At 51.7% G+C, this 19,354-nt stretch carries 20 protein-coding genes and 1 pseudogene; 18 read left to right on the plus strand and 3 right to left on the minus strand.

Annotated elements, in window-relative coordinates; genetic code table 11:
- Positions 1-47 precede the first annotated feature (47 nt).
- From L971_RS09635 to L971_RS09645, 3 genes are all read left to right on the plus strand, one after another.
- A complete protein-coding gene (locus L971_RS09635) occupies positions 48-635 on the plus strand; it encodes a DnaD domain-containing protein (RefSeq protein WP_024370207.1) in 588 nt (195 codons plus the stop codon).
- Positions 635-1,300: an endonuclease III gene (gene nth / locus L971_RS09640; protein WP_047375569.1), complete on the plus strand. Its 666-nt coding sequence runs from the start codon at positions 635-637 to the stop codon at positions 1,298-1,300. The genes L971_RS09635 and nth overlap by 1 nt, the downstream gene beginning before the upstream one ends.
- A 128-nt stretch (positions 1,301-1,428) precedes the next feature.
- Positions 1,429-2,664: an MFS transporter gene (locus L971_RS09645; RefSeq protein ID WP_197053173.1), complete on the plus strand. Its 1,236-nt coding sequence runs from the start codon at positions 1,429-1,431 to the stop codon at positions 2,662-2,664.
- Positions 2,665-2,765: 101 nt separating this feature from the next.
- Here the strand turns inward: L971_RS09645 and L971_RS09650 are convergent, their stop codons facing one another.
- Positions 2,766-3,617 (minus strand): DUF3800 domain-containing protein, encoded by an 852-nt coding sequence (locus L971_RS09650; RefSeq protein ID WP_051151328.1) that lies wholly within the window; start codon positions 3,615-3,617, stop codon positions 2,766-2,768.
- A 322-nt stretch (positions 3,618-3,939) separates the two neighbouring features.
- Between L971_RS09650 and recU the strand changes: the two genes are divergently transcribed.
- The 8 genes from recU to L971_RS09690 all read left to right on the plus strand — a co-directional run bounded on the left by recU (position 3,940) and on the right by L971_RS09690 (position 12,684).
- Positions 3,940-4,539 (plus strand): Holliday junction resolvase RecU, encoded by a 600-nt coding sequence (gene recU / locus L971_RS09655; protein WP_081977076.1) that lies wholly within the window; start codon positions 3,940-3,942, stop codon positions 4,537-4,539.
- A 20-nt stretch (positions 4,540-4,559) separates the two neighbouring features.
- Positions 4,560-7,184, plus strand: a complete 2,625-nt coding sequence (locus L971_RS09660; protein ID WP_047375570.1) for a transglycosylase domain-containing protein — start codon at positions 4,560-4,562, stop codon at positions 7,182-7,184.
- An 81-nt stretch (positions 7,185-7,265) separates the two neighbouring features.
- Entirely contained in the window at positions 7,266-7,826 is a 561-nt protein-coding gene (locus L971_RS09665) for a hypothetical protein (protein WP_024370213.1), read from the plus strand.
- Positions 7,827-7,842: 16 nt separating this feature from the next.
- Entirely contained in the window at positions 7,843-10,092 is a 2,250-nt protein-coding gene (locus L971_RS09670; protein ID WP_024370214.1) for a DEAD/DEAH box helicase, read from the plus strand.
- Positions 10,089-11,246 carry a ribonuclease H-like domain-containing protein gene (locus L971_RS09675; RefSeq protein ID WP_047375572.1) on the plus strand — a complete coding sequence of 386 codons (1,158 nt, stop codon included), beginning with the start codon at positions 10,089-10,091 and terminating at the stop codon, positions 11,244-11,246. The genes L971_RS09670 and L971_RS09675 overlap by 4 nt, the downstream gene beginning before the upstream one ends.
- Entirely contained in the window at positions 11,243-11,788 is a 546-nt protein-coding gene (locus L971_RS09680) for an SLOG family protein (protein WP_024370216.1), read from the plus strand. Before L971_RS09675 ends, L971_RS09680 begins: the two co-directional genes overlap by 4 nt.
- Before the next feature lie 5 nt (positions 11,789-11,793).
- Positions 11,794-12,090: a cell division regulator GpsB gene (gene gpsB, locus L971_RS09685; RefSeq protein WP_228617751.1), complete on the plus strand. Its 297-nt coding sequence runs from the start codon at positions 11,794-11,796 to the stop codon at positions 12,088-12,090.
- 18 nt (positions 12,091-12,108) lie between these two features.
- Positions 12,109-12,684: an NERD domain-containing protein gene (locus L971_RS09690; protein WP_024370218.1), complete on the plus strand. Its 576-nt coding sequence runs from the start codon at positions 12,109-12,111 to the stop codon at positions 12,682-12,684.
- Positions 12,685-12,710: 26 nt separating this feature from the next.
- Here L971_RS09690 and L971_RS09695 read toward each other — a convergent pair whose 3' ends face one another.
- Positions 12,711-13,019, minus strand: coding sequence for a hypothetical protein (locus tag L971_RS09695; protein WP_024370219.1), 309 nt, complete (start codon positions 13,017-13,019; stop codon positions 12,711-12,713).
- Between the two features lie 95 nt (positions 13,020-13,114).
- On the opposite strand from L971_RS09695, the gene L971_RS09700 reads away from it, so the two are divergent.
- On the plus strand, positions 13,115-13,378 hold the full coding sequence (locus L971_RS09700) for a hypothetical protein (protein WP_024370220.1): 264 nt from the start codon (positions 13,115-13,117) through the stop codon (positions 13,376-13,378).
- A 19-nt stretch (positions 13,379-13,397) separates the two neighbouring features.
- On the opposite strand, the gene L971_RS09705 is transcribed toward L971_RS09700, so the two are convergent.
- On the minus strand, positions 13,398-14,945 hold the full coding sequence (locus L971_RS09705) for an FAD-dependent monooxygenase (RefSeq protein ID WP_051151330.1): 1,548 nt from the start codon (positions 14,943-14,945) through the stop codon (positions 13,398-13,400).
- A 96-nt stretch (positions 14,946-15,041) separates the two neighbouring features.
- Between L971_RS09705 and L971_RS09710 the strand changes: the two genes are divergently transcribed.
- From L971_RS09710 to L971_RS09735, 6 genes and pseudogenes are all read left to right on the plus strand, one after another.
- Entirely contained in the window at positions 15,042-15,668 is a 627-nt protein-coding gene (locus tag L971_RS09710; protein WP_047375573.1) for a CoA pyrophosphatase, read from the plus strand.
- Positions 15,669-15,709: 41 nt separating this feature from the next.
- On the plus strand, positions 15,710-15,910 hold the full coding sequence (locus L971_RS09715; RefSeq protein ID WP_024370223.1) for a DUF2187 family protein: 201 nt from the start codon (positions 15,710-15,712) through the stop codon (positions 15,908-15,910).
- Positions 15,911-15,927: 17 nt separating this feature from the next.
- Positions 15,928-17,112 (plus strand): DUF2157 domain-containing protein, encoded by a 1,185-nt coding sequence (locus L971_RS09720; RefSeq protein WP_024370224.1) that lies wholly within the window; start codon positions 15,928-15,930, stop codon positions 17,110-17,112.
- Positions 17,109-17,567 carry a GDYXXLXY domain-containing protein gene (locus L971_RS09725; RefSeq protein ID WP_024370225.1) on the plus strand — a complete coding sequence of 153 codons (459 nt, stop codon included), beginning with the start codon at positions 17,109-17,111 and terminating at the stop codon, positions 17,565-17,567. Before L971_RS09720 ends, L971_RS09725 begins: the two co-directional genes overlap by 4 nt.
- A gap of 227 nt (positions 17,568-17,794) precedes the next feature.
- Positions 17,795-18,526 carry a 3D domain-containing protein gene (locus L971_RS09730; RefSeq protein ID WP_081977077.1) on the plus strand — a complete coding sequence of 244 codons (732 nt, stop codon included), beginning with the start codon at positions 17,795-17,797 and terminating at the stop codon, positions 18,524-18,526.
- A 106-nt stretch (positions 18,527-18,632) separates the two neighbouring features.
- Positions 18,633-19,349 (plus strand): annotated as a pseudogene (locus L971_RS09735) (ABC transporter ATP-binding protein); the annotation flags it as partial.
- Positions 19,350-19,354: the final 5 nt, after the last annotated feature.

Raw genomic sequence — 19,354 nt, forward strand, 5'->3', positions numbered from 1 at the left:
TGACACATTGTCTTCCCCGATTGATGTGTTTAGAAAGGATGTGCGACATGGATGCACATAATATGATCAAACTGTTCGAACAAAGTCCGGTCGTCGTTCCACGTAAACTGTTCACGGACGCCCGACGTTTAAATTTGAGCCCGGTCGAGTTTTGCCTCGTCGTCCATCTGCTCGAATTGACAGGAGAGGGCATCGAAATGCCGTTGCCGAGCGAACTCGGAGAACGGATGAACGTCGCTGAGAGTGAGGCACGGGCTGTTTTGCTCGGGTTGCTGCAAAAAGAACTTGTTGCCATCGATGCGTCGGCAGAAGTGGAGCGATATAGCCTGCTCCCTCTTTTTCAAGCACTCGAAGAAGACGTCGCCCCGAAAAAGAACACACAATCGTTGAATGAAAACCTCATCCACACGTTCGAACGAGAGTTCGGGACGATCACACCGTTTGAGATCGAACAAATCGTCGGCTGGTTGACAGAGGATGGTTTTAGCGAGGAACTCATTTTAGCGGCGTTGCGGGAAGCCAAACTTCGCAACGTTCGGAACTTCAAATACATGGACAAAATTTTACGCGTCTGGCAAGACCATAACGTCGAATCGCTCGAAGATGTGGTCGACTATCAACGGAGGAACAAGTGATGTTGACGAGAGCCCAGTTGAATGAAGTGTCAGAGACGATGCGCCGCATGTTTCCAGACGCGCATTGTGAACTGACGCACCGTAATCCGTTCGAACTCGTCGTCGCCGTCGCGTTGTCGGCCCAAGCGACCGACGCACTCGTCAACCGTGTGACGCCAGGATTGTTCGAGGCGTTCCCGACGGTCGAGGCGATGGCTGTGGCTGACGTCTCCGAAATCGAGGCGCTCATCAAGCGCATCGGGTTGTATCGGAACAAGGCGAAGAACGTGAAGGCGTTATCGATACAAATTGTCGAACAGCATGGAGGCATCGTTCCGGAAGACAGGGCTTCATTAGAGGCGTTGCCAGGGGTCGGACGGAAGACGGCGAACGTCGTCCTGTCGGTCGCCTTTCATGAACCGGCTTTCGCTGTCGATACGCACGTCGAGCGTGTCTCGAAACGGCTCGGCATTTGCCGCTGGAAAGACAACGTCCGCCAAGTCGAGGACACACTCATGAAGAAGTTCCCGCGCGAGGAGTGGTCGCAGCTCCATCACCAATTCATTTTCTTCGGCCGCTATCATTGCAAAGCGCAGCGACCGGGTTGTGAAGAATGTCCGCTCCTTCACATGTGCCGGGAAGGAAAAAAACGGATGAAGTCGCGTCAAGCGACTGACCCATCGTAATCGATTCACCTTCTTGATGAAAAATCGAGAAGGTGTTTTTTATACGGCTGGGGGTATGTTTGTGGTACACTCAATTTGCAAAAAAGTGAACCCTTCATTGTAGTGAAGGATGTGAAGGAGATTGGGGAATGTTGAATCAAACACGGGTCGGGCTATATGAAAATCGATTGAACTTTATGTTGCTCGTCGTGACGAACTTCTTCGTCGGTTCGATGGTCGGGCTTGAACGAACGCTTCTCCCGGTCATCGCCGAAGAAGATTTCGGTCTCGTCTCGACGAGCGCGGCCCTCTCGTTCATCGTCAGTTTCGGGTTTTCAAAAGCGGTCGTCAATTACTTTGCCGGAGCGATCGCCGACCGATTCGATCGGAAAAATGTGTTGCTGTTCGGTTGGTTCGTCGGCTTGTTCGTGCCGATGCTCGTCATATTTGCCACGTCTTGGTGGATGATCATCGTCGCGAACGTCTTGCTTGGGATCAATCAAGGACTGACGTGGTCGATGACGGTGAATATGAAAATCGATTTGGCGAAACCGACAGAGCGTGGGCTCGCCGTCGGGATGAATGAGTTCGCCGGCTACGTCGGCGTCGCCGTCATGGCGGCCGTCTCAGGGTACGTCGCGACGACGTTCTCGAGTCGTCCCGAACCGTTTTATATCGGAGTCGCGATCGCTCTCATCGGATTCCTCCTATCTATGTTTGTCAAAGATACGAGCGTGCAGCTTGGCCTTCAAGGAAAGGGGCAGGGCACACGCAGGAGCCGTTCTGCCAAAGAAGTGTTCATCCAGACGACATGGAAAGATCGCTCACTCTCGAGTCTCACTGCGGCCGGTCTGTCGACGAACTTAAAAGACGGTATGGCGTGGGGATTGTTCCCGTTCTATTTTGCCTCGAAAGGGTTGAGCCTATCGGAGATTGGTCTGATCGTCGCCGTCTATCCGGCGGCGTGGGGATTTTTCCAACTGTTCACCGGCGTCTTAAGTGATCGAATCGGGCGGAAAGGTTTGATTGTCGGGGGGATGTTGGTTCAGGCGACATCGTTGTGGTTGCTGTTGCTCGTGAGCGACTATGGACTGTGGCTATTGGCCGCTCTGTTGCTTGGCATCGGGACGGCGATGGTGTATCCGACAATCCAAGCCTCGATCAGCGATGTCGCCGAACCGAATTGGCGTGCCTCGGCGATGGGGGTGTATCGTTTTTGGCGGGACAGTGGCTATGCGTTCGGGGCGTTATTTGCCGGCGTATTGACGGACGTATTGTCGATTGATTGGGCGATCGGTCTCGTGGCGGTCATCCCATTCTTGGCCGGTCTCGTCGCCTTCTTCCGTTTACGTGAAACATTGCCAGGATTGCGAACCGAAGACTGAACGTTGAACTATGTAAGCTTTACCTGACACGTCGGCTGCGGTCGTATGCTCGTCTAGCCACAGAGAAAAAACCGGCCCCGTTGATGACAACGGGGTCGGTTTCAGTGGTTCCACGGATGGTCGCTCCATTCGCGGCGCTTTTTCGTGATCGGTACTTTTTTGAATCCCCAGTTGCGGAAATCCTGGTCCGGACTTTCTTTACGAATGTAAATCTTGTCCTTGATTGCTTTAAAGATGCGGTTTTCATCCCCATAATGGACGAACCGTGGTTTGACTTCGATCACGCCGCGACGTACGCGCGAGAGCGGTAGACAGACGAGGTCTGCGATTTCTAGACCAGACTGATACATCGTGTTTTGCTTTTCAGAGAAGATGAACCCTTTGATTTTTTGTCGGCTCTTTTCGACATCGAGGTGGACCGTTCCTGAATTGAAAATGTCAAAGAATGCCTTTTGAATGAGTAGATTCTGATAATCGTCACGCGATTCGAGGACGACTCGGGCGCTGACCGCTTCCGTCTCTTCAAGAAATGCGTAAAACGACTTCATCAAGTGAGCGAATGCGACGACGTAAGGGTCTTTCGGCGTGGAATAGAAGTCATGCAGCTTCTGCTTATCGACTTCGACGCTGATGATCGTGCAATTGATGTCACGCAGAAAGTCCGGTAGTTTGTTCCAAAAATCGCGGAGCATGTCGATCGTGATGCCGTCTTCTTTTCCGTACGGGTGCTCAGCCTTTAAAATCTCTTTCAAATGGAGCGGGATGTTCTCGGTTTTGAACACATCACGTTTGAACGCGTACAGGCGGCGTTTCAATTCGCAAGGCATCCCGGCTTCGTCCGCGTCAATGGCGTACTTGTATTCCATGAGAACGCCCGTCAAATTGAATTGTGTGTTTCCTTTAGGTGTCCCAGTCTCGTCGACGAACATGACGTACTTCTTTTGTGTTTCCATCGTACCCCTCCAACACAGCTACATCTCATTGATGTCAAGCTTCGCTCTTTTTCTGTCTCGTTTAAAACTTTCATCAATCGGGTTTACGCCGATCGTAAAATGGCTAATTAGTAGAAGACTTATTGTAGAAAAACATTCACTGACACGGTGACAAGCTTGTGTCAATTTGAATACACAATACACTACATACTAGTTTAACACACAAGAGTTTGGTACGATATGCATTGCGGAAAATCCACGACAGAGTCGAACGACAGAACTCGACAATCAGACCTTAGACGGAAGGAACGAGTGGGCCGACCTGCTAAAATGAGATGTAGGGGTGACAGCATTGTTCCACTATCCAAACGGAAAGAAAGCGACATCGTCCAATCGGATACCGAGCCGACCCGAGACCCCGACGTATGCGAATCGGGGAATGAACTTGGAGACGCTTCTCAACGAGACGAACGAGTATTATCGGTTGCACGGCAAAGCCGTCATCCATAAAAAACCGACGCCGCTACAAATCGTCAAAGTCGATTATCCAAAGCGAAGCGCCGCCAAAGTGACGGAGGCTTACTTCAAGCAAGCCTCGACGACCGATTATAACGGGGTGTACCGAGGGAAGTATATCGACTTCGAGGCGAAAGAGACGAACAATAAAACGTCTTTCCCGCTCGGCAACTTTCATGACCACCAAATCACACACATGCGTGATTGTATGAAACATGGAGGGGTTTGCTTTGTCATCATCCGGTTTAGCCGCTATAATACGCAATATGTATTATCGGCAGACCAGTTGTTAGACTGGTGGGAACAACGCGAGACGGGACGGAAATCAATCCCGCTCAGCTATATCGAACAACATGGAATGGAAGTCCCAACCCGGGCCTTGCCTGCCGTCGACTACTTGGCGGTGCTTGAGGCGTGGCTCGATTGAATAGAAGGAGTGAAACGTGAATGGAACGAAGTCGGGTGGCACGTCGACAAGACACGACGACCAATAAACAGAAGAACACGACGAAAAAGTCGAAACCTAAAACGAAGAAGCCGATTTGGCGCCGCATTCTTTTAATTGCAACATTACTACTCATTATCGGCGTCGTCGCCGCGGGCGCTTATTCAGCCTACGCAATCGCGACCGCACCGCCGCTTGACGAAGAGAAATTGGTGAAGACGTACCCGATCCAATTGATCTCATCGAACGGGGAACCGCTCGAGAGCGGTCAAGTGCGCGAATACGTGTCGATCAACGACATTTCAGAAGTGATGCAACAAGCGGTCGTATCCATTGAAGACCGTCGTTTCTATGAACATAATGGGATTGATATTCGCCGCATCGGCGGCGCCGTCATCGCCAACTTGACAGGCGGGTTCGGGGCCGAAGGTGGCTCGACGATCACGCAACAGCTCATCAAGCAATCGATGCTCTCGAGTGAGAAGAGTCTGAAACGTAAAATCCAAGAACAATGGCTCGCCATCAAACTTGAACGTGAATATTCAAAAGAACAGATTCTTGAAATGTATTTAAACATTAACTACTACGGTTCAGGCGGTTACGGGGTGCAATCGGCCTCGAAAGCTTACTTCAACAAACCTGTATCGGAAGTGAACTATCAAGAAGCGGCGATCCTCGCGGGTCTGCCGCAACGCCCGAGTGCGTATGATCCGATCAGCGGTGACCAAGAACTCACGCGCTATCGTCAAGAGCAAGTGCTCGCCGCGATGAAGCGTGACGGTCACATCACGGAAGAGCAATACAATGAAGCGCTCAACGTCGAGATCGCGGACGTTATCTCGCCGGCCCCACAGACGGACGGCGAGTCGTACACGCGTGCGATTTACGCCCGCGTCCAAGCCGAGCTCGAAGAAGACTACGGCCTCGAACAGGCAGACATTTACGGGGCAGGTCTCAAAGTCTATACGTCAATCGATAAAGACTTGCATACGAAGTTCAACAACGACATCAAATCGAACAACGTCGATTTCATGAACGTCGAAAACGTCTTCCCGGAAGACCTGCGGATGGGGGCGACCGTCCTCAACACGAAGACGGGAGAGATCGTCGCCTTGATCGACAGCCAACAAGCGGAGCAAGGCGAAAAGAACTATCGCGACTTCTCACGCGAGAAGCGTCAAATCGGATCGACGGCGAAGCCGTTCTTCGACTACGGCCCTGGGATTGAGAACGGGCAATGGTCAACGGGTAAAGTATTAAAAGACGCACCGTTCAAAGATGAAGATTACGATCCAGTGAACTACTATGAAGGTTATCGTGGAAATAACACGATGCGTTACTTCTTGACCGTGTCAGCGAACACGCCGGCCTTGCGTGCCTTCTATGAAGTGCGTGACGAGTTCGGACAAGACGCGATCAAATCGTTCGTCGAGAACGTCGGTATTGAGCCATCGATGTCAGGCGACGAGATGAACGCCTCGAACGCGCTCGGTGCGGCCGAAGCGAGCACGTCGCAGATGGCAGCCGCTTACGCCGCCCTTGGCACGAACGGCATGTACACGAAGCCGCACTTGATTCAAAAAATCGAGTTCAACGACGGCTCGACGATCAACTCGCCGGTGAAAGCGAAGCAGGCGATGGAAGACTATACGGCGTACATGTTGACCGACATGCTCCGTGACGTCGTCAGCGCATCGAACGGGACGTATCAGCCAGGTGCTTTCCCGTACGACGTCGCCGGTAAGACGGGGACGACGAACAACGATATGGACAAATGGTTCGCCGGCTATACGACCGACTACTCGATCGCCGTTTGGACCGGACGTTCGAACGAGACGTCTGATACGGTAATGAAACCGAACTACGCCCAGTTCTACTTCGAGTATATGATGCAAGAAGTGACGAACGCGAACGGTCGCCCGGCAGCGTTCCAGCAACCGGACTCGGTGCTCTCACTCGGGAACGAGCTGTACGTCAAAGGGACGAAACCGAAAGATTTAGAACCGGATAAACTCCCCGCACCGACCGGCGCATCGATCAACTACGATATCCCGGCGGACCGCGGAACGTTGACATGGTCATATAACAAAGAAGCGGTGCAAGCGGACGGCTATCGGGACCTCTCGTTCACCGTGACGGAGAAGCGTCCGGACGGCAGTGAACGCGTCGTCGCTACGACGTCGGACACGAGTGTCGACATCTCGGGTCTAACGAACGGGACGACAACGTTCACGATCGTCGCGACGGCGACGAACCCACTCGTCGGCGAACAACAGTCGAGCCCGCTTCAGACACAGTATACGGTTCAACGAAACCAAGAACCGGCTGAAGAAGAAGAGGAGCCAGAGACTGAACAACCGGCTGAAGAGCCGGCCGAAGAAGAACAGTCGAACGAAAACAACGGCAATAACGGTAACAGCAACAACAACGGAAACGGCAATAACGATGAAACGGACTCGGAAGAGACGACGGAAGAGCCAGCGACGGAAGAAACGCCGCCGGCTGAAGAAGAGTCTGGGACCGACCTTGAGCGTCAGTCCAACTCGGAATCGTCTGAGTCAAACGAGAGCCGTGGAAACGGGAATAGCGACCGTGGAAACGGGAACGCCGACCGAAACAATGAATAACGACCGACAGGGTGATTTCGATCGCCCTGTTTTTCGTTGTCGTTTGTTATAATGGTAAGAAAGCGAATAGGATGGTGACAAATGGTACAACTCTCTCTTAAACGTAAGATGAAAGTGTTATTTGTAATCGATCGGCTGCAAGATGATGATCTTGGTCTTCCGCTACACGGCATTAACGGCTTGAAGATGGGACGCAACCTATTGGGCGATTCGATTCCGTTCGGCAAACTGCTTCATGATCAAGCTGTCGCCGAAGCAGCGGGCCATCCTCATTTGAAACGAATCGGCGTCGAGACGATGTTTCTCGGTGACGAATCATTTTATGCTGAACTGTTACGCGGGAAGCGTCAAGCGCTCTCCGCGCGTGAAGATTATTATAAAACGGTGCAACGCTACACGAAACATTTACAGGCGGTCCATTCGAAATGTACGAAGCTACATACGATCGTCTTATTCGGCCGAACGACACATCTGTTATATGCGGATGCGATCGAGCGGCTCGAAGCAGAGAACGAACATGTAGCGGCCGCCTTCAAATCGATGCACGTCCTCCGCCTCCCGGCCATCCATCGGCTCGTACGCGACGAACGGATCGAACAGGTGAAGGAGATCGTGGAGCGGCTTGCACCTTCGAAATCGTAAAAAAGAAGGTGAACTTATGCGTAAAAAGCGTTCCGTCGAAGAAATGATTCACACGTTGAAGACCGACCCGAGCTTCTCAAGCCACGTCACTCATTGGCACACGGTCGACGCGCATCCGGCGAGATATGCCGACATCCCGTCGAGCGTCCCGGCCGATCTTGTCCGTGTCTTGAACGAGCGGGGCATCCGACAACTTTACACCCATCAGGCCGAGGCGATCGAACAGACGGCACGCGGCAACTCGACCGTGATCGTCACCCCGACGGCTTCCGGGAAGACGCTCTGTTATAACCTTCCCGTCTTGTCCAAGATGATCGAACAACCGAACGCACGGGCGCTTTATCTTTACCCGACCAAAGCGCTCGCCCAAGACCAAAACACCGATCTCATGTCGATGGTCGAGGCGCTCGAAGGAGATTTGCGCTGTTTTACGTATGACGGGGATACGTCTCCAGCCGCCCGGACAAAAGTTCGAGACGCTGGCAATATCGTCATCACGAACCCTGACATGCTCCACTCTGGCATACTGCCGCATCATACGAAGTGGATTCGTTTATTCGAGAATTTAGAGTATATCGTCGTCGATGAGCTGCATACGTACCGCGGGGTGTTCGGAAGTCACGTCGCCAACGTCTTCCGTCGTTTAAAACGAATATGCGCCTACTATGGGAGTCATCCGAAATGGATCATGACATCGGCGACGATCGCCAATCCGGTCGAACTCGCCGAGCTGTTGACGGAAGAAGACGTCGTGCTCGTCGACAATAACGGTGCGCCGCAAGGGAGGAAGCATCTCATCTTCTACAACCCGCCTGTCGTCAATGAGGCGCTCGGAATTCGCCGGAGCGCCACGCTCGAGACGAAACGCATCGCTTCCAAGCTCGTCGAGGCTGACATCCAGACGATCGTTTTCGCCCGCTCGCGCGTTCGGGTCGAAGTGTTGTTGACGTATTTACAGGAACTGACCCGACGTGAACTTGGCCCGAAATCAATCGTCGGTTACCGCGGCGGGTATTTGCCATCAGAGCGGCGAGAAATCGAACGTCGTCTTCGTGACGGAGAGATCAAGGCGGTCGTCTCGACGAACGCGCTCGAACTCGGTGTCGATATCGGGCAACTGCAGGCGTGCGTCTTGAACGGATACCCGGGCACGGTGGCGTCACTTTGGCAACAAGCCGGCCGGGCCGGGCGCCGGAACTCTGAAGCGCTCGTCATCTTTGTCGCCTCGTCCTCGTCACTCGACCAACTCGTCGTCGACCAACCAGATCTCATCTTGGACCGGTCGCCCGAGGCGGCGAGACTTGACCCGAACAACTTGATCATTCTCGTCGATCACATAAAATGTGCCGCCTTCGAATTGCCGTTTCATAAAGGTGAACGGTTCGGCACGGTGGAGACGGAAGACGTCCTTGAGTTCTTGACGGACGCTCACGTCTTACACGAACGGGCCGATAAGTATTATTGGATGACCGATTCATTCCCGGCTCATGAGATCTCGCTCCGGACGAGCGATCAGGAAAACGTCGTCATCGTTGATCAGACGGCTAAACACGAGGTCATCGGTGAGATGGACACGTTCAGCGCGATGACGCTGTTGCATGACGAGGCCATCTATTTGCACGGCGCTGAACAATATCAAGTTGAAAAACTCGATTTTGAGGAAAAGAAAGCGTACGTCCGGCAAGTCGATGTCGATTATTATACGGACGCGAATTTGGCGGTCGAGCTGAAAGTGCTAGAAGAGAACAAGTCGGATGGCGTCAAGACGTTCGGTGAAGTGTCGGTCATCGCGATGGCGACGCTGTTCAAAAAGATCAAGTTCGGCACGCATGAGAACATCGGGTCGGGTCCGATCCATTTGCCGGAACGCGAGCTTCATACGACGGCGACGTGGTTCACCCTCGACGAACGGTTCGCTTACTCCGAGGCCGACATGGAAGATCAGCTCGAGGCGGTCAGTGATTTGTTGCGCCGCCTTGCCCCGCTCTATCTTATGTGTGACAGTCACGACTTATTCACGACGCTTCAGATGAAAGCGACCCATACGAATAAACCGACCGTCTTTCTCTACGACCGTTACCCGGGTGGTATCGGTTTAAGTGAGGCGCTCTATCGTGACGCCTCGACCATCTTAGATGCCGCGATTCGAACTGTCGAGGATTGTCCGTGTGTGAGCGGTTGTCCTCGCTGTGTCGGTATGGTCGGCTATGGCGACTTTAAACAGCAGGTCATCAATCAGTTGCACGCCTTGAAAGGAACGATATGAAAGCAAAATTAGCACGACTCATAAAAACGAATGAACCGAAACAAGTGACCGTATCACCCGATGAGGTCGAACAAGAGAAGTGGAAGGCGTTAGGCGGTGAGATTTTGACGTTCGAGCGCGAGTGGTGTGTCCGCCTGAAAGAAGTGTATCCGCTCGAGACGTCGTATCATGACTTCACGTACGCCGCGGCAAAACAAGCGCTATCCGTGGCGAAACATCCGTTTTTCGCTGTCGACGTCCCAGCCCGGCAAGTGCTGTTCATGGATACCGAGACGACCGGCCTTCGTGGGTCCGGAACGTCCATCTTTTTGATCGGCTTCGCGCGGGTACAGCATGACCATCTTGAAATGGTGCAGTACGTCTTGCCCCATCCGGCGTTCGAGACGGCGTTTTATTATCATTTTCTGAACGATATCGGGGACGAGGTCCGTTTTGTGACGTACAACGGAAAGTCGTTTGATTGGCCGCAAATCAAGACGCGCCACACGTTCGTGAAATCGAAAGTGAAGGCACTCCCCGCTGTTGGACACGTCGACTTGTTGCATGCGTCGAGACGTCTGTTGAAACCGACGCTCGAATCGGTATCGCTCAAAGCGGTCGAGGCCCATTTCGGACATGAGCGGACAGATGACTTGCCTGGATTCTTGGCACCGATGCATTATTTTCAGTACGTCAAAGACCGGGAACCCGAGATTTTACGACCGGTCATCGAGCACCACCATGCCGATTGCTTGAGCCTCGTCTCCCTCTACACGAGACTCACCCATCTCGTCGAAGGGGAGGGGATGTCGTTCGGAGAGGAGCGTGCGCATTGGTTGAACGATCTCGGCAACGAAGCAGCCGCTCTGCAAACGTATGAACGGCTCGAGAATCCGTCGAAACGAGCCCGTCTCCGTCAAGCGATGTTGTTGAAGCGAAATGGTCGCATCGAGGAAGCGTTACCGATCTTTGAACAAATCGGGACGATTGAGGCGTTGACTGAACTCGCCAAGCATGCGGAACATCGGCAAAAAGACATTCCCCGCGCCATCCGCTTTACAAAACAGGCGCTCGAGTTGGCTGAACAGCGTCGGACCGTCTTAAAGCAGACCGCCTTTAAAGAACAACGCGAATTGAAGCATCGTCTGGCACGATTAGAAAGGAAGAGTCTATGAAAGTCGTTGCAATCACCGGTTACCGTCCGCACGAGCTCGGCATCTTCAAAGCCGATCATCCTGGAATCGAAATCATTCAAGAAGCGTATCGTCGCAAAATCCTCGAGGCGATCGAACTTGGAGGCGAATGGTTCATTTTTAGTGGTACGAACGGTTGTGAATTGTGGGCCGGACAAGTATTGTTAGAGTTAAGAGAAACATACCCCATCAAGATTGCGGTGTTCCCGCCATTTTTGGAAATGGAGGAACGCTATAAACCGTACGAACAAGAGTTGTATATCCAACTTCAGCTCGAGGCCGACTTCTTTGAGCCTTTGACGCAGCGTCCGTACGAAGACCCGAGTCAACTTCGGGCAAAAACCGCGTTCTTTTTGGATAAAGCAGCAGGACTCATTACGCTCTATGACGAAGAGACGGGAGGAAGCCCCCGTTTTCTCGTCGAAGGGGCGAAACGGAAACATCAAATGGAGTTATTCATGATTTCACCTGAGGACTTACGGGTCATCGAAGAAGAAAAACAATGGGAACAACAATGGGAGTGAAGATGATGCAAACGGAATTAACAGCAGAAGCTATCTATAAACAAGAATTCAAAACCGCCCTCCGTGGCTATTCACAAGAAGAAGTTGACCAGTTTTTAGATGTCGTCATCCGCGACTATGAGAAGATGGCAAAAGAAATCGAGCGGCTACAGCAAGAGAACGATTCTTTGCGACGCGGTGCAACGGATCAGCCTGAGCCGGTGAAACAAGTGCAACCGGTCGCTTCGAACTATGATATGTTACGACGTATCTCAAATCTAGAAAAAGCCGTCTTTGGCAAACAGGTCGGACCGAGCGAATAACGAGAGGGGGTGGATGGGATGTTGCAAGTGTTGACGGCCGTTCCGAAAGAACCGGTGAAACGACAGACAAAAGGGCTGTTCCGTACGAAAGTGGAAGTGGTGGACCCGCCAAAATCATACACGGATGAGATTGTAGAGATCGTTCGACATACGTGTCGATTCGATTGGATGATGATTGAACATGTGGAGATTGCCTCGACTTTGTTCGATTATGTACTCGTCGGCCCGAAAGGTGTATTTTTGGTTCGAATCAATCGGACGACAGCGGCCGTTCACATCTCGAATCGGGAGTGTCGCCTTGAGACATCACTCGGTTGGAAAACCATTCATCCGCATCCGGTCACGGAACTCGAGTCGGTGACGAAGCAAGTGCGTAACCGGTTGAAGAAAGAATGCGGACAGGCCGTACCGGTCACCTCGTTCCTAATTTTCCCTGAGACGAGTCGATTGAAAGTCGAACGCGTCCGGGCCAACTGTGCGTCGTCGTTTGAGATAATCGATGATGTCATCTCCCGCACGAAGCTCGAACTGCTGACAGAGCCGATCATCAAGCAAGTCGCTTATTACTGCTCGGAGCGTCAGTTACATAAATAAGAAAAGGTGCCACACGGCACCTTTTCTTATTTTAATAGTTCTCTGGCCGCGGCCTCATCTTTACGATGGACGAACAGGGCGACACGGTCATCTAAGTTTTTTGCGAGCGGACGAAACAGTCGTCCGGTCGGCAATCCTTGCTCGACCCGGCATTCAATGCCTTTCTCAATCAAATACGCATAATCTTCAAGCAGCGACTCGCCTTGCTTACCGAACGCTTCGCCAAAACGAACCCAGCGGACGTTTCGAATCGTTCGAATCGTCACGAGGATGACGAATAGCGCACCGAGCGCAAGGATCATCACCGTTTTTAAATCATTCCATACAATATCCACATCGTTCCACCCCTTCTTTACATAATTTTATCGATGTGGACAGTTGAAAGCAACCGACTTCGCCCGTTATACTCAAAAGGAAGAGGAGGATGACTGTGAAAACGTCTATTCAATCACGCCGTGAGGCCGTGAAACTACTTGAAAGTGAGCATGTGCTCTACATCCGGATCCATAACGGGCAGACGGGGATGATCCGGTCGACCGCTGAAGGAATCATCGTCGCCATCCCGAACAGCGAGACGAACAAGATCGACTTCCGAAAACTTGAAGACATCGAGGCGTTCGAGGCGTTCTATGATTTGACGCTCTCCTCGCCAGGCATCTTGTATTACAACAAAGAAACGCTCGACTCTAAATGAGAGTCGGGCGTTTTGTCGTCTACGCGTATGGCAACCATTCACGCATCGTGTCGCGGAGCGGGGCGACCCGCAAATGTCGTTGCTTATGGAGTAAGTAGCCGTCTGGACGGATGACGAGCACACCGCGTCGCATGAAGAGCGATTTGGCGAGTTCGTTGCCTTGATCAAAGAACGGACGGCTCGTCTTCGATAACGTGATAATTTGAAAGTATGCTTGATGGGTATTTAAATAATCATAAAGCTCGGTCGAGTCACGGGCGTCGTCGTCGAGGACGAGCACTTGGAAGCGGCCGTCAGCGACTTCCGATATCTTTTGGCGCATGCCATCGTCGGTACGAATCATTTCAATCTCCGGGAATATCTTTCCTTCGGCGACACGTTGGAACGGGACACGCGAATGAGACGGGTAGGACAAGTGGAGCTGAGCGATTCGCTCGGTGATTTTTTGGTTGATCAAATTGACACGGGTGAAGACGTCGGCTCCGAGCGCTTGAAACGGTAATAAAACCGGCAGCGTCGTCTGGAGTACCTCGGTCGCCACGTTCGTCGTTTGAAGCACATTCCTGGCGACGTGCTCACGCTCATCACGATATGTCGCGACGACACGGAACGGGGCGCCGGCTTTGAGATGGAGCCAAAGCTTCCAGCCAAGATTGAACGAGTCGGCGATGCCCGTGTTCATGCCTTGTCCACCGACCGGTGAGTTGATGTGGGCGGCATCTCCCATTAAGATGACGCGGTTATGGATGAACGCATCGACCATCCGATTGTGGACGCGGAATAGCGAGAACCACTCGACTTCATCGATGTCGACAGGCATGTGACTGCGTTGCTCGACGAGTTCGCGCAATCTTGATTCGCTGAACGCCTCGTCGTTGGCGAGGTTACCGGTAATCCGAATCGTATCGTCGGTCAGTGGGAATACTTCTAGTACGCCGCGGTCCGAGAAGAAGATATGCACTTCTTCGCGTGAGATGTTCCATCTCGCCTTCATATCGGCGAGCACCCACGACTCTTTGAACGATTTACCGCTGAACGGTAGGGCGAGCATGCGTCGAATCGAACTGTTGGCCCCGTCAGCCGCGACGACGTATTTCGCTTCGACCGTCCGGGTGCGCGAGGAATCCGATTCAAGGTGGGCCAGGACACGTGACGGATAATGGGTCAAGGACATGAGCGATTCACCGCGTTTCACTTCATGTCCGTGAGCGTTGAGGGCGCGCTCGAGAATCGCTTCCGTCTCGTTTTGCCGGAGCAGCGTCACGAACGGGTACGGGGTGACGAGACGAGAAAACTCGAGTTTGGCTGTCCATTGCCCAGAAAAATATAAATTTCCTTTTTCAATCGTCCGGGCCCGGTCGAGTACTTCTTTAGCGACGTCGAGCCGGGAAAAGACTTCAATCGTCCGTGGCTGAATCCCGATCGCGCGTGAGTTGTTTGATGGTGTCGTCTTGCGATCGATGATTTCAAACGATATGCCGTATCGGGCGAGCGTCAGGGCGAGGGTGAGCCCCGTCGGTCCGGCACCGACAATCAATACGTCAACTTGTTGGTCCACATCTACCATCTCCTATCGTTAATATTGATATTTCCGTCATCGGCCACGTTTAAACGAGGAGACAACGGTGGAAGTGTAGAAAAGAAGAACAGTGAGGTGAAACGAATGAAATATTCGTCAATCAATGAAGCAGAGCTTCGCAACAGCTTTTCCATGGAAGAGAACTACGAGCAGTCCGCTGCCGTGTTGATCCCGTTGATCGAGCGAGAAGGGGTCTGGCACGTCATCTTCGAAGTACGGGCCCATACGATGCGACGTCAACCAGGGGAGATTGCTTTTCCCGGGGGACGACTCGATCCTGGAGAGACGCCGGTCGAGGCGGCAGTGCGGGAGACGAGTGAGGAGCTCGAGATGAAGATTGGTGAAATCGAAGTCATCGGTCGACTGCAACCACTCGCCACCCCGCATCGTCAACTCATCTATCCGTTCGTCGGCATCATCTCGACTTTGCCGGACGTGCACATGACGGAAGAAGTCGATCATTTGTTCACCGTACCGGTCGATACGTTACTCTACTTGGACCCGTTCCACGGTGAGATGGAGTGGACGATGAACCCGGCTCAAAATATACCATTCGATCGCATGGCGAACGCTAAAGCGTACGAAAAACGGGTAATTAAAATGAGAGAACCTTTTTATGAACATGAAGACTACATTATTTGGGGGTTGACTGGAAAAATATTGTCACAATTCATTAAACACATAAAAGAAAACGTATTCAAACCGATATAATTTCGTTATAATGATAGAAACAAATTTAAGATTGGAAGTGAATGGGTGTGTCTGTAGAATTCGCTGTGGGTGATATCGTCAAGTCTACTCGTGAAGGATGGGTCGCTGAAGTGACTGCCGTATTGACGAATACGGTCATCGGAGACGTTTCCATAATGGAAGAATTTCAACAACTCGGTCTCGAGTTTGAGAAACAAGTTTTACTAAAAACAGAATTGGAACTAATCGAACGCGCCAGCTGACCTTTTTTTAGAAAGGGATGATTCAGGTGTCCATTGACAAAAAAGTACGTGAATGGAAAGAGGCGGGTTTGCTAGACGAAGTGACGGGTCAACGGCTCGTCGATTACGAACATGAGCGATTGGCGGTGCGTGAGAAACGCGAACACAAACCGCCGATTCTCGTGATTATCGGGTCGATTCTGCTCGCTCTCAGTCTGTTTAGTTTCGTCGCCGCGAATTGGCAAGCGATTCCGGACCTGCTTAAAGTATCGATTTTCCTTATCTTTATGGTCGCCATGTATGTGACAGCAGAACAACTTCAGACACGGGCTCCGCGTTACGTGACACTGTTTCGTGTGCTCGGCATCGTATTTTTCGTCGCCACGATGATTGTCATCTTCACCACGTATAACTTATCCTCGCAAATCCCGCTCTTATTTTGGCTCATGTTCGCTGTGGCCGTCCTGCATAAACTGATTTATCAACATCCGATTTTTACGTTCATCACCGCTTTGGCCGCGTTTTTAGCGAATACGAATAGTTTTCAAGGGGTCGGGCTGACATTGATCATCCTAGGTTTTGCGATCACATGGGTGTGGTTTCATTATGTGGACAATGAGATTGACCGAATCTTCGCCTGGTTCAGTTTTTATGGGCTTTTGATCACGGTCGGTCAATATGCCAATTACGAAGGCCGATTTTGGCCGATTTGGGCGCTCGTCATCCTTCACGTGCTGTTTCTCGTCTATCGTGAACGGGCCCAGTGGAATTACTTGTACTTGTTCGTCGCGGCTGTCCTGTCCATCGGTTATTTGATTAATGCGACGGAAGGATGGTTGTCACAACGCCAACCGTCCGTGCTCGAAGCGACAGCCTTGTCCGCTATCCTCGTCGGGGTGTATTTGTTGCATCGACGTCCGGAATTAGTGTGGGTGAGTTTGCTCGCTGTCGTCCCATTCTCGTTGTTCGAAGATAGTGGCATCTTACTCGCCATCTTTTTAGAAGTGGTGGCGCTCGGCTATCTCGTCTGGCAAGACCACAATCGAAAACCGATCGTGCTTGCGTTCATTTATTTCTTGCTCGTTCAAATGACGATTTACTTCATCTATGTGTGGGACCGTCTCGACATCTCGCTCTTCTTCTTGATTGGTGCGCTCATCGTATTCGCGTTGTCGCTTGCATTGTGGTGGCGTAGCCGGACGAGAGGAGATGTACGGACATGAAACGCATGACACCTTGGCTGTTGCCGATTGTTCAAGTGCTTATTGCCGTCGGTTTCGTTTTACTCGTATATGCCGTGACGTGGTTTGGACAAACATACACGTTCAAGGCAACCTCTTACGAGCCATATGATCCATTTTTCAGTGATTCGATTTATTTGGAGTATGAGTCGTTCAAAGGACGACAAGACGTCGACCCCGGAACGGTGTACGTCACGTTCAAGACCGATGAAGATGGATTTGCGACCGTCGACCGGGTCAGTTCTCGTCCGTTCTTTGGCGGGACGCGGGCGAACTATTTCGATCGACAAGTGTATGTCGACGACTTGAGTTCATACAGGGTCCCGGAGAGCAAAGTCGAAAATATTCGAGGCAAGAAAGAATTTGAAGTCGATGTCGATGTAGCCCCGTGGGGAATGGTGCGGGCCCACGAATTGCGTCCGATTGATGCCAATTAAGTTTGACAAACAGATTACAGATTCGTTACACGACATGTTGTAACGGGTCTGTAATTTTTTTCGAAAAGAGCACTACCGCAACGTTTTTATTAAATATTACAATCTGTAACCGGATTGACGGTCATATGTCAGAAATATTTCACTTCAAGCGAACAGCTACTTTAAGCCGTTCTATCATGGTAAATTAACACCTGTTCGTTACATAACGCGAAAGGTGCTAACCTACTATGAAGCAACTCATTAAATATATGTTGACCGTCTTGTTTGCCATTGCCGGTGCTCTCGTCGTCACGACGACCGCTGACGCCGCCCAAATCGGAATCGGGACGGAACAAAAAATTGTCCAAAATCCACTAGAATTAGAACGACAGGCAATCGAACTGGCGGCGGAACAAAAACGTCTCGCTGAACAGGAACGTCTTGCCGAAGAAAAACGAATTGCGGAAGCGAAACGCCTTGCCGAAGAAACAGCGCGACAAGAAGCCGAGCGGAAAGCTGAAGCAGAAGCAAAACGCCTCGCCGAACTCGAAGCTAAGCGCAAGGCAGAAGAAGCCGAAGCCGCACGTCTCGCAGACGAGCAGGCTCAAGGAGCGGAACGCCGTGCCGAAGAGGCTCCGGTCGCTCAGCCGATGGCGACGAAATCGACAGGACGGGTCATTCAAGTCGAGTCAACAGCTTATACGAACGATGCGGCCGATAACGGTACGTATGGCGGACGAGTCTTGACTGCGACCGGGCATGACGTGACAGACTCGATCTTCTACAACGGGATGCGAATCATTGCCGTTGATCCGACCGTTATCCCGCTCGGTTCGAAAGTCCATCTCGAGGGGATTGGTGATGCGATCGCGCTCGATACAGGCGGACGCATTAAAGGAAACATCGTCGATTTGCTCGTCGATACGAAACAAGAGGCCATTCAATGGGGCCGACGCCATATTCAAGTAACTGTCTACTGACCAAGGTTCTTCCGAGAGGGAGAACCTTTTGTTGTTTAATAAAGTCAAAAATCGGGCAAATTATTATTTGACTTTCCATTATGGAATGCGCCGAGGAGGGATTGTGTTGATAGAATTTCAAAACGTTTCCAAGCGTTACGACGACGGGACGTTGGCCGTCAAAGAGTTGACGTTGACGGTCCAAAAAGGGGAAATCTTCGTATTGATCGGACCGTCCGGGTGCGGGAAGACGACGACGATGAAAATGGTCAATCGCCTCATCGATCACACGGACGGGAAAATTTTGATTGATGGACGTGAGATTTATCAGTTTGATATTTATGAGCTTCGTCGCAACATCGGTTATGTGTTGCAACAAATTGCCTTATTCCCTCATTTAACAGTCGAAGAGAATATTTCGGTCGTGCCGGAATTATTGAAGTGGCCGAAGCAAAAGACGAAAGATCGCGTGACCGAACTGATGGAAATTGCCGGGCTCGACCCAGTGCTCCGTCAAAAGAAACCGACGGAACTGTCCGGTGGCCAACAGCAACGCGTCGGGGTATTACGCGCGCTTGCCGCCGACCCGGAAGTCATCTTGATGGATGAACCGTTCTCAGCGCTCGACCCGATCAGTCGCGGTCAATTACAAGATGACGTGAAACGATTGAACGACGAGCTTGGAAAAACGATTCTGTTCGTCACCCATGATATTGAGGAGGCGATGAAGCTCGGCGATCGCATCGCCCTCATGCGAGACGGGAAGCTCGTCGTCGTCGGGACGCCTTCAGAGATTCGGGCGAGTGATGACCCGTTCGTCCTTGAATTCACACAACGCGGAAGAGGTGA

It is taken from the genome of Exiguobacterium sp. ZOR0005 (genome assembly GCF_000798975.1).
GTDB classification, from domain to species: domain Bacteria; phylum Bacillota; class Bacilli; order Exiguobacteriales; family Exiguobacteriaceae; genus Exiguobacterium; species Exiguobacterium aurantiacum.

Coding starts and splice junctions, on each gene's coding strand:
- gpsB (WP_228617751.1), top strand. CDS start 11,794: ATGCAAACGGAATTAACAGCAGAAGCTATCTATAAACAAGAATTCAAA.
- L971_RS09635 (WP_024370207.1), top strand. CDS start 48: ATGGATGCACATAATATGATCAAACTGTTCGAACAAAGTCCGGTCGTC.
- L971_RS09670 (WP_024370214.1), top strand. CDS start 7,843: ATGCGTAAAAAGCGTTCCGTCGAAGAAATGATTCACACGTTGAAGACC.
- L971_RS09650 (WP_051151328.1), bottom strand. CDS start 3,617: ATGGAAACACAAAAGAAGTACGTCATGTTCGTCGACGAGACTGGGACA.
- L971_RS09665 (WP_024370213.1), top strand. CDS start 7,266: ATGGTACAACTCTCTCTTAAACGTAAGATGAAAGTGTTATTTGTAATC.
- L971_RS09675 (WP_047375572.1), top strand. CDS start 10,089: ATGAAAGCAAAATTAGCACGACTCATAAAAACGAATGAACCGAAACAA.
- L971_RS09710 (WP_047375573.1), top strand. CDS start 15,042: ATGAAATATTCGTCAATCAATGAAGCAGAGCTTCGCAACAGCTTTTCC.
- L971_RS09660 (WP_047375570.1), top strand. CDS start 4,560: ATGGAACGAAGTCGGGTGGCACGTCGACAAGACACGACGACCAATAAA.
- L971_RS09680 (WP_024370216.1), top strand. CDS start 11,243: ATGAAAGTCGTTGCAATCACCGGTTACCGTCCGCACGAGCTCGGCATC.
- L971_RS09720 (WP_024370224.1), top strand. CDS start 15,928: ATGATTCAGGTGTCCATTGACAAAAAAGTACGTGAATGGAAAGAGGCG.
- L971_RS09715 (WP_024370223.1), top strand. CDS start 15,710: ATGGGTGTGTCTGTAGAATTCGCTGTGGGTGATATCGTCAAGTCTACT.
- L971_RS09690 (WP_024370218.1), top strand. CDS start 12,109: ATGTTGCAAGTGTTGACGGCCGTTCCGAAAGAACCGGTGAAACGACAG.
- L971_RS09645 (WP_197053173.1), top strand. CDS start 1,429: ATGTTGAATCAAACACGGGTCGGGCTATATGAAAATCGATTGAACTTT.
- L971_RS09705 (WP_051151330.1), bottom strand. CDS start 14,945: ATGGTAGATGTGGACCAACAAGTTGACGTATTGATTGTCGGTGCCGGA.
- nth (WP_047375569.1), top strand. CDS start 635: ATGTTGACGAGAGCCCAGTTGAATGAAGTGTCAGAGACGATGCGCCGC.
- L971_RS09730 (WP_081977077.1), top strand. CDS start 17,795: ATGAAGCAACTCATTAAATATATGTTGACCGTCTTGTTTGCCATTGCC.
- L971_RS09725 (WP_024370225.1), top strand. CDS start 17,109: ATGAAACGCATGACACCTTGGCTGTTGCCGATTGTTCAAGTGCTTATT.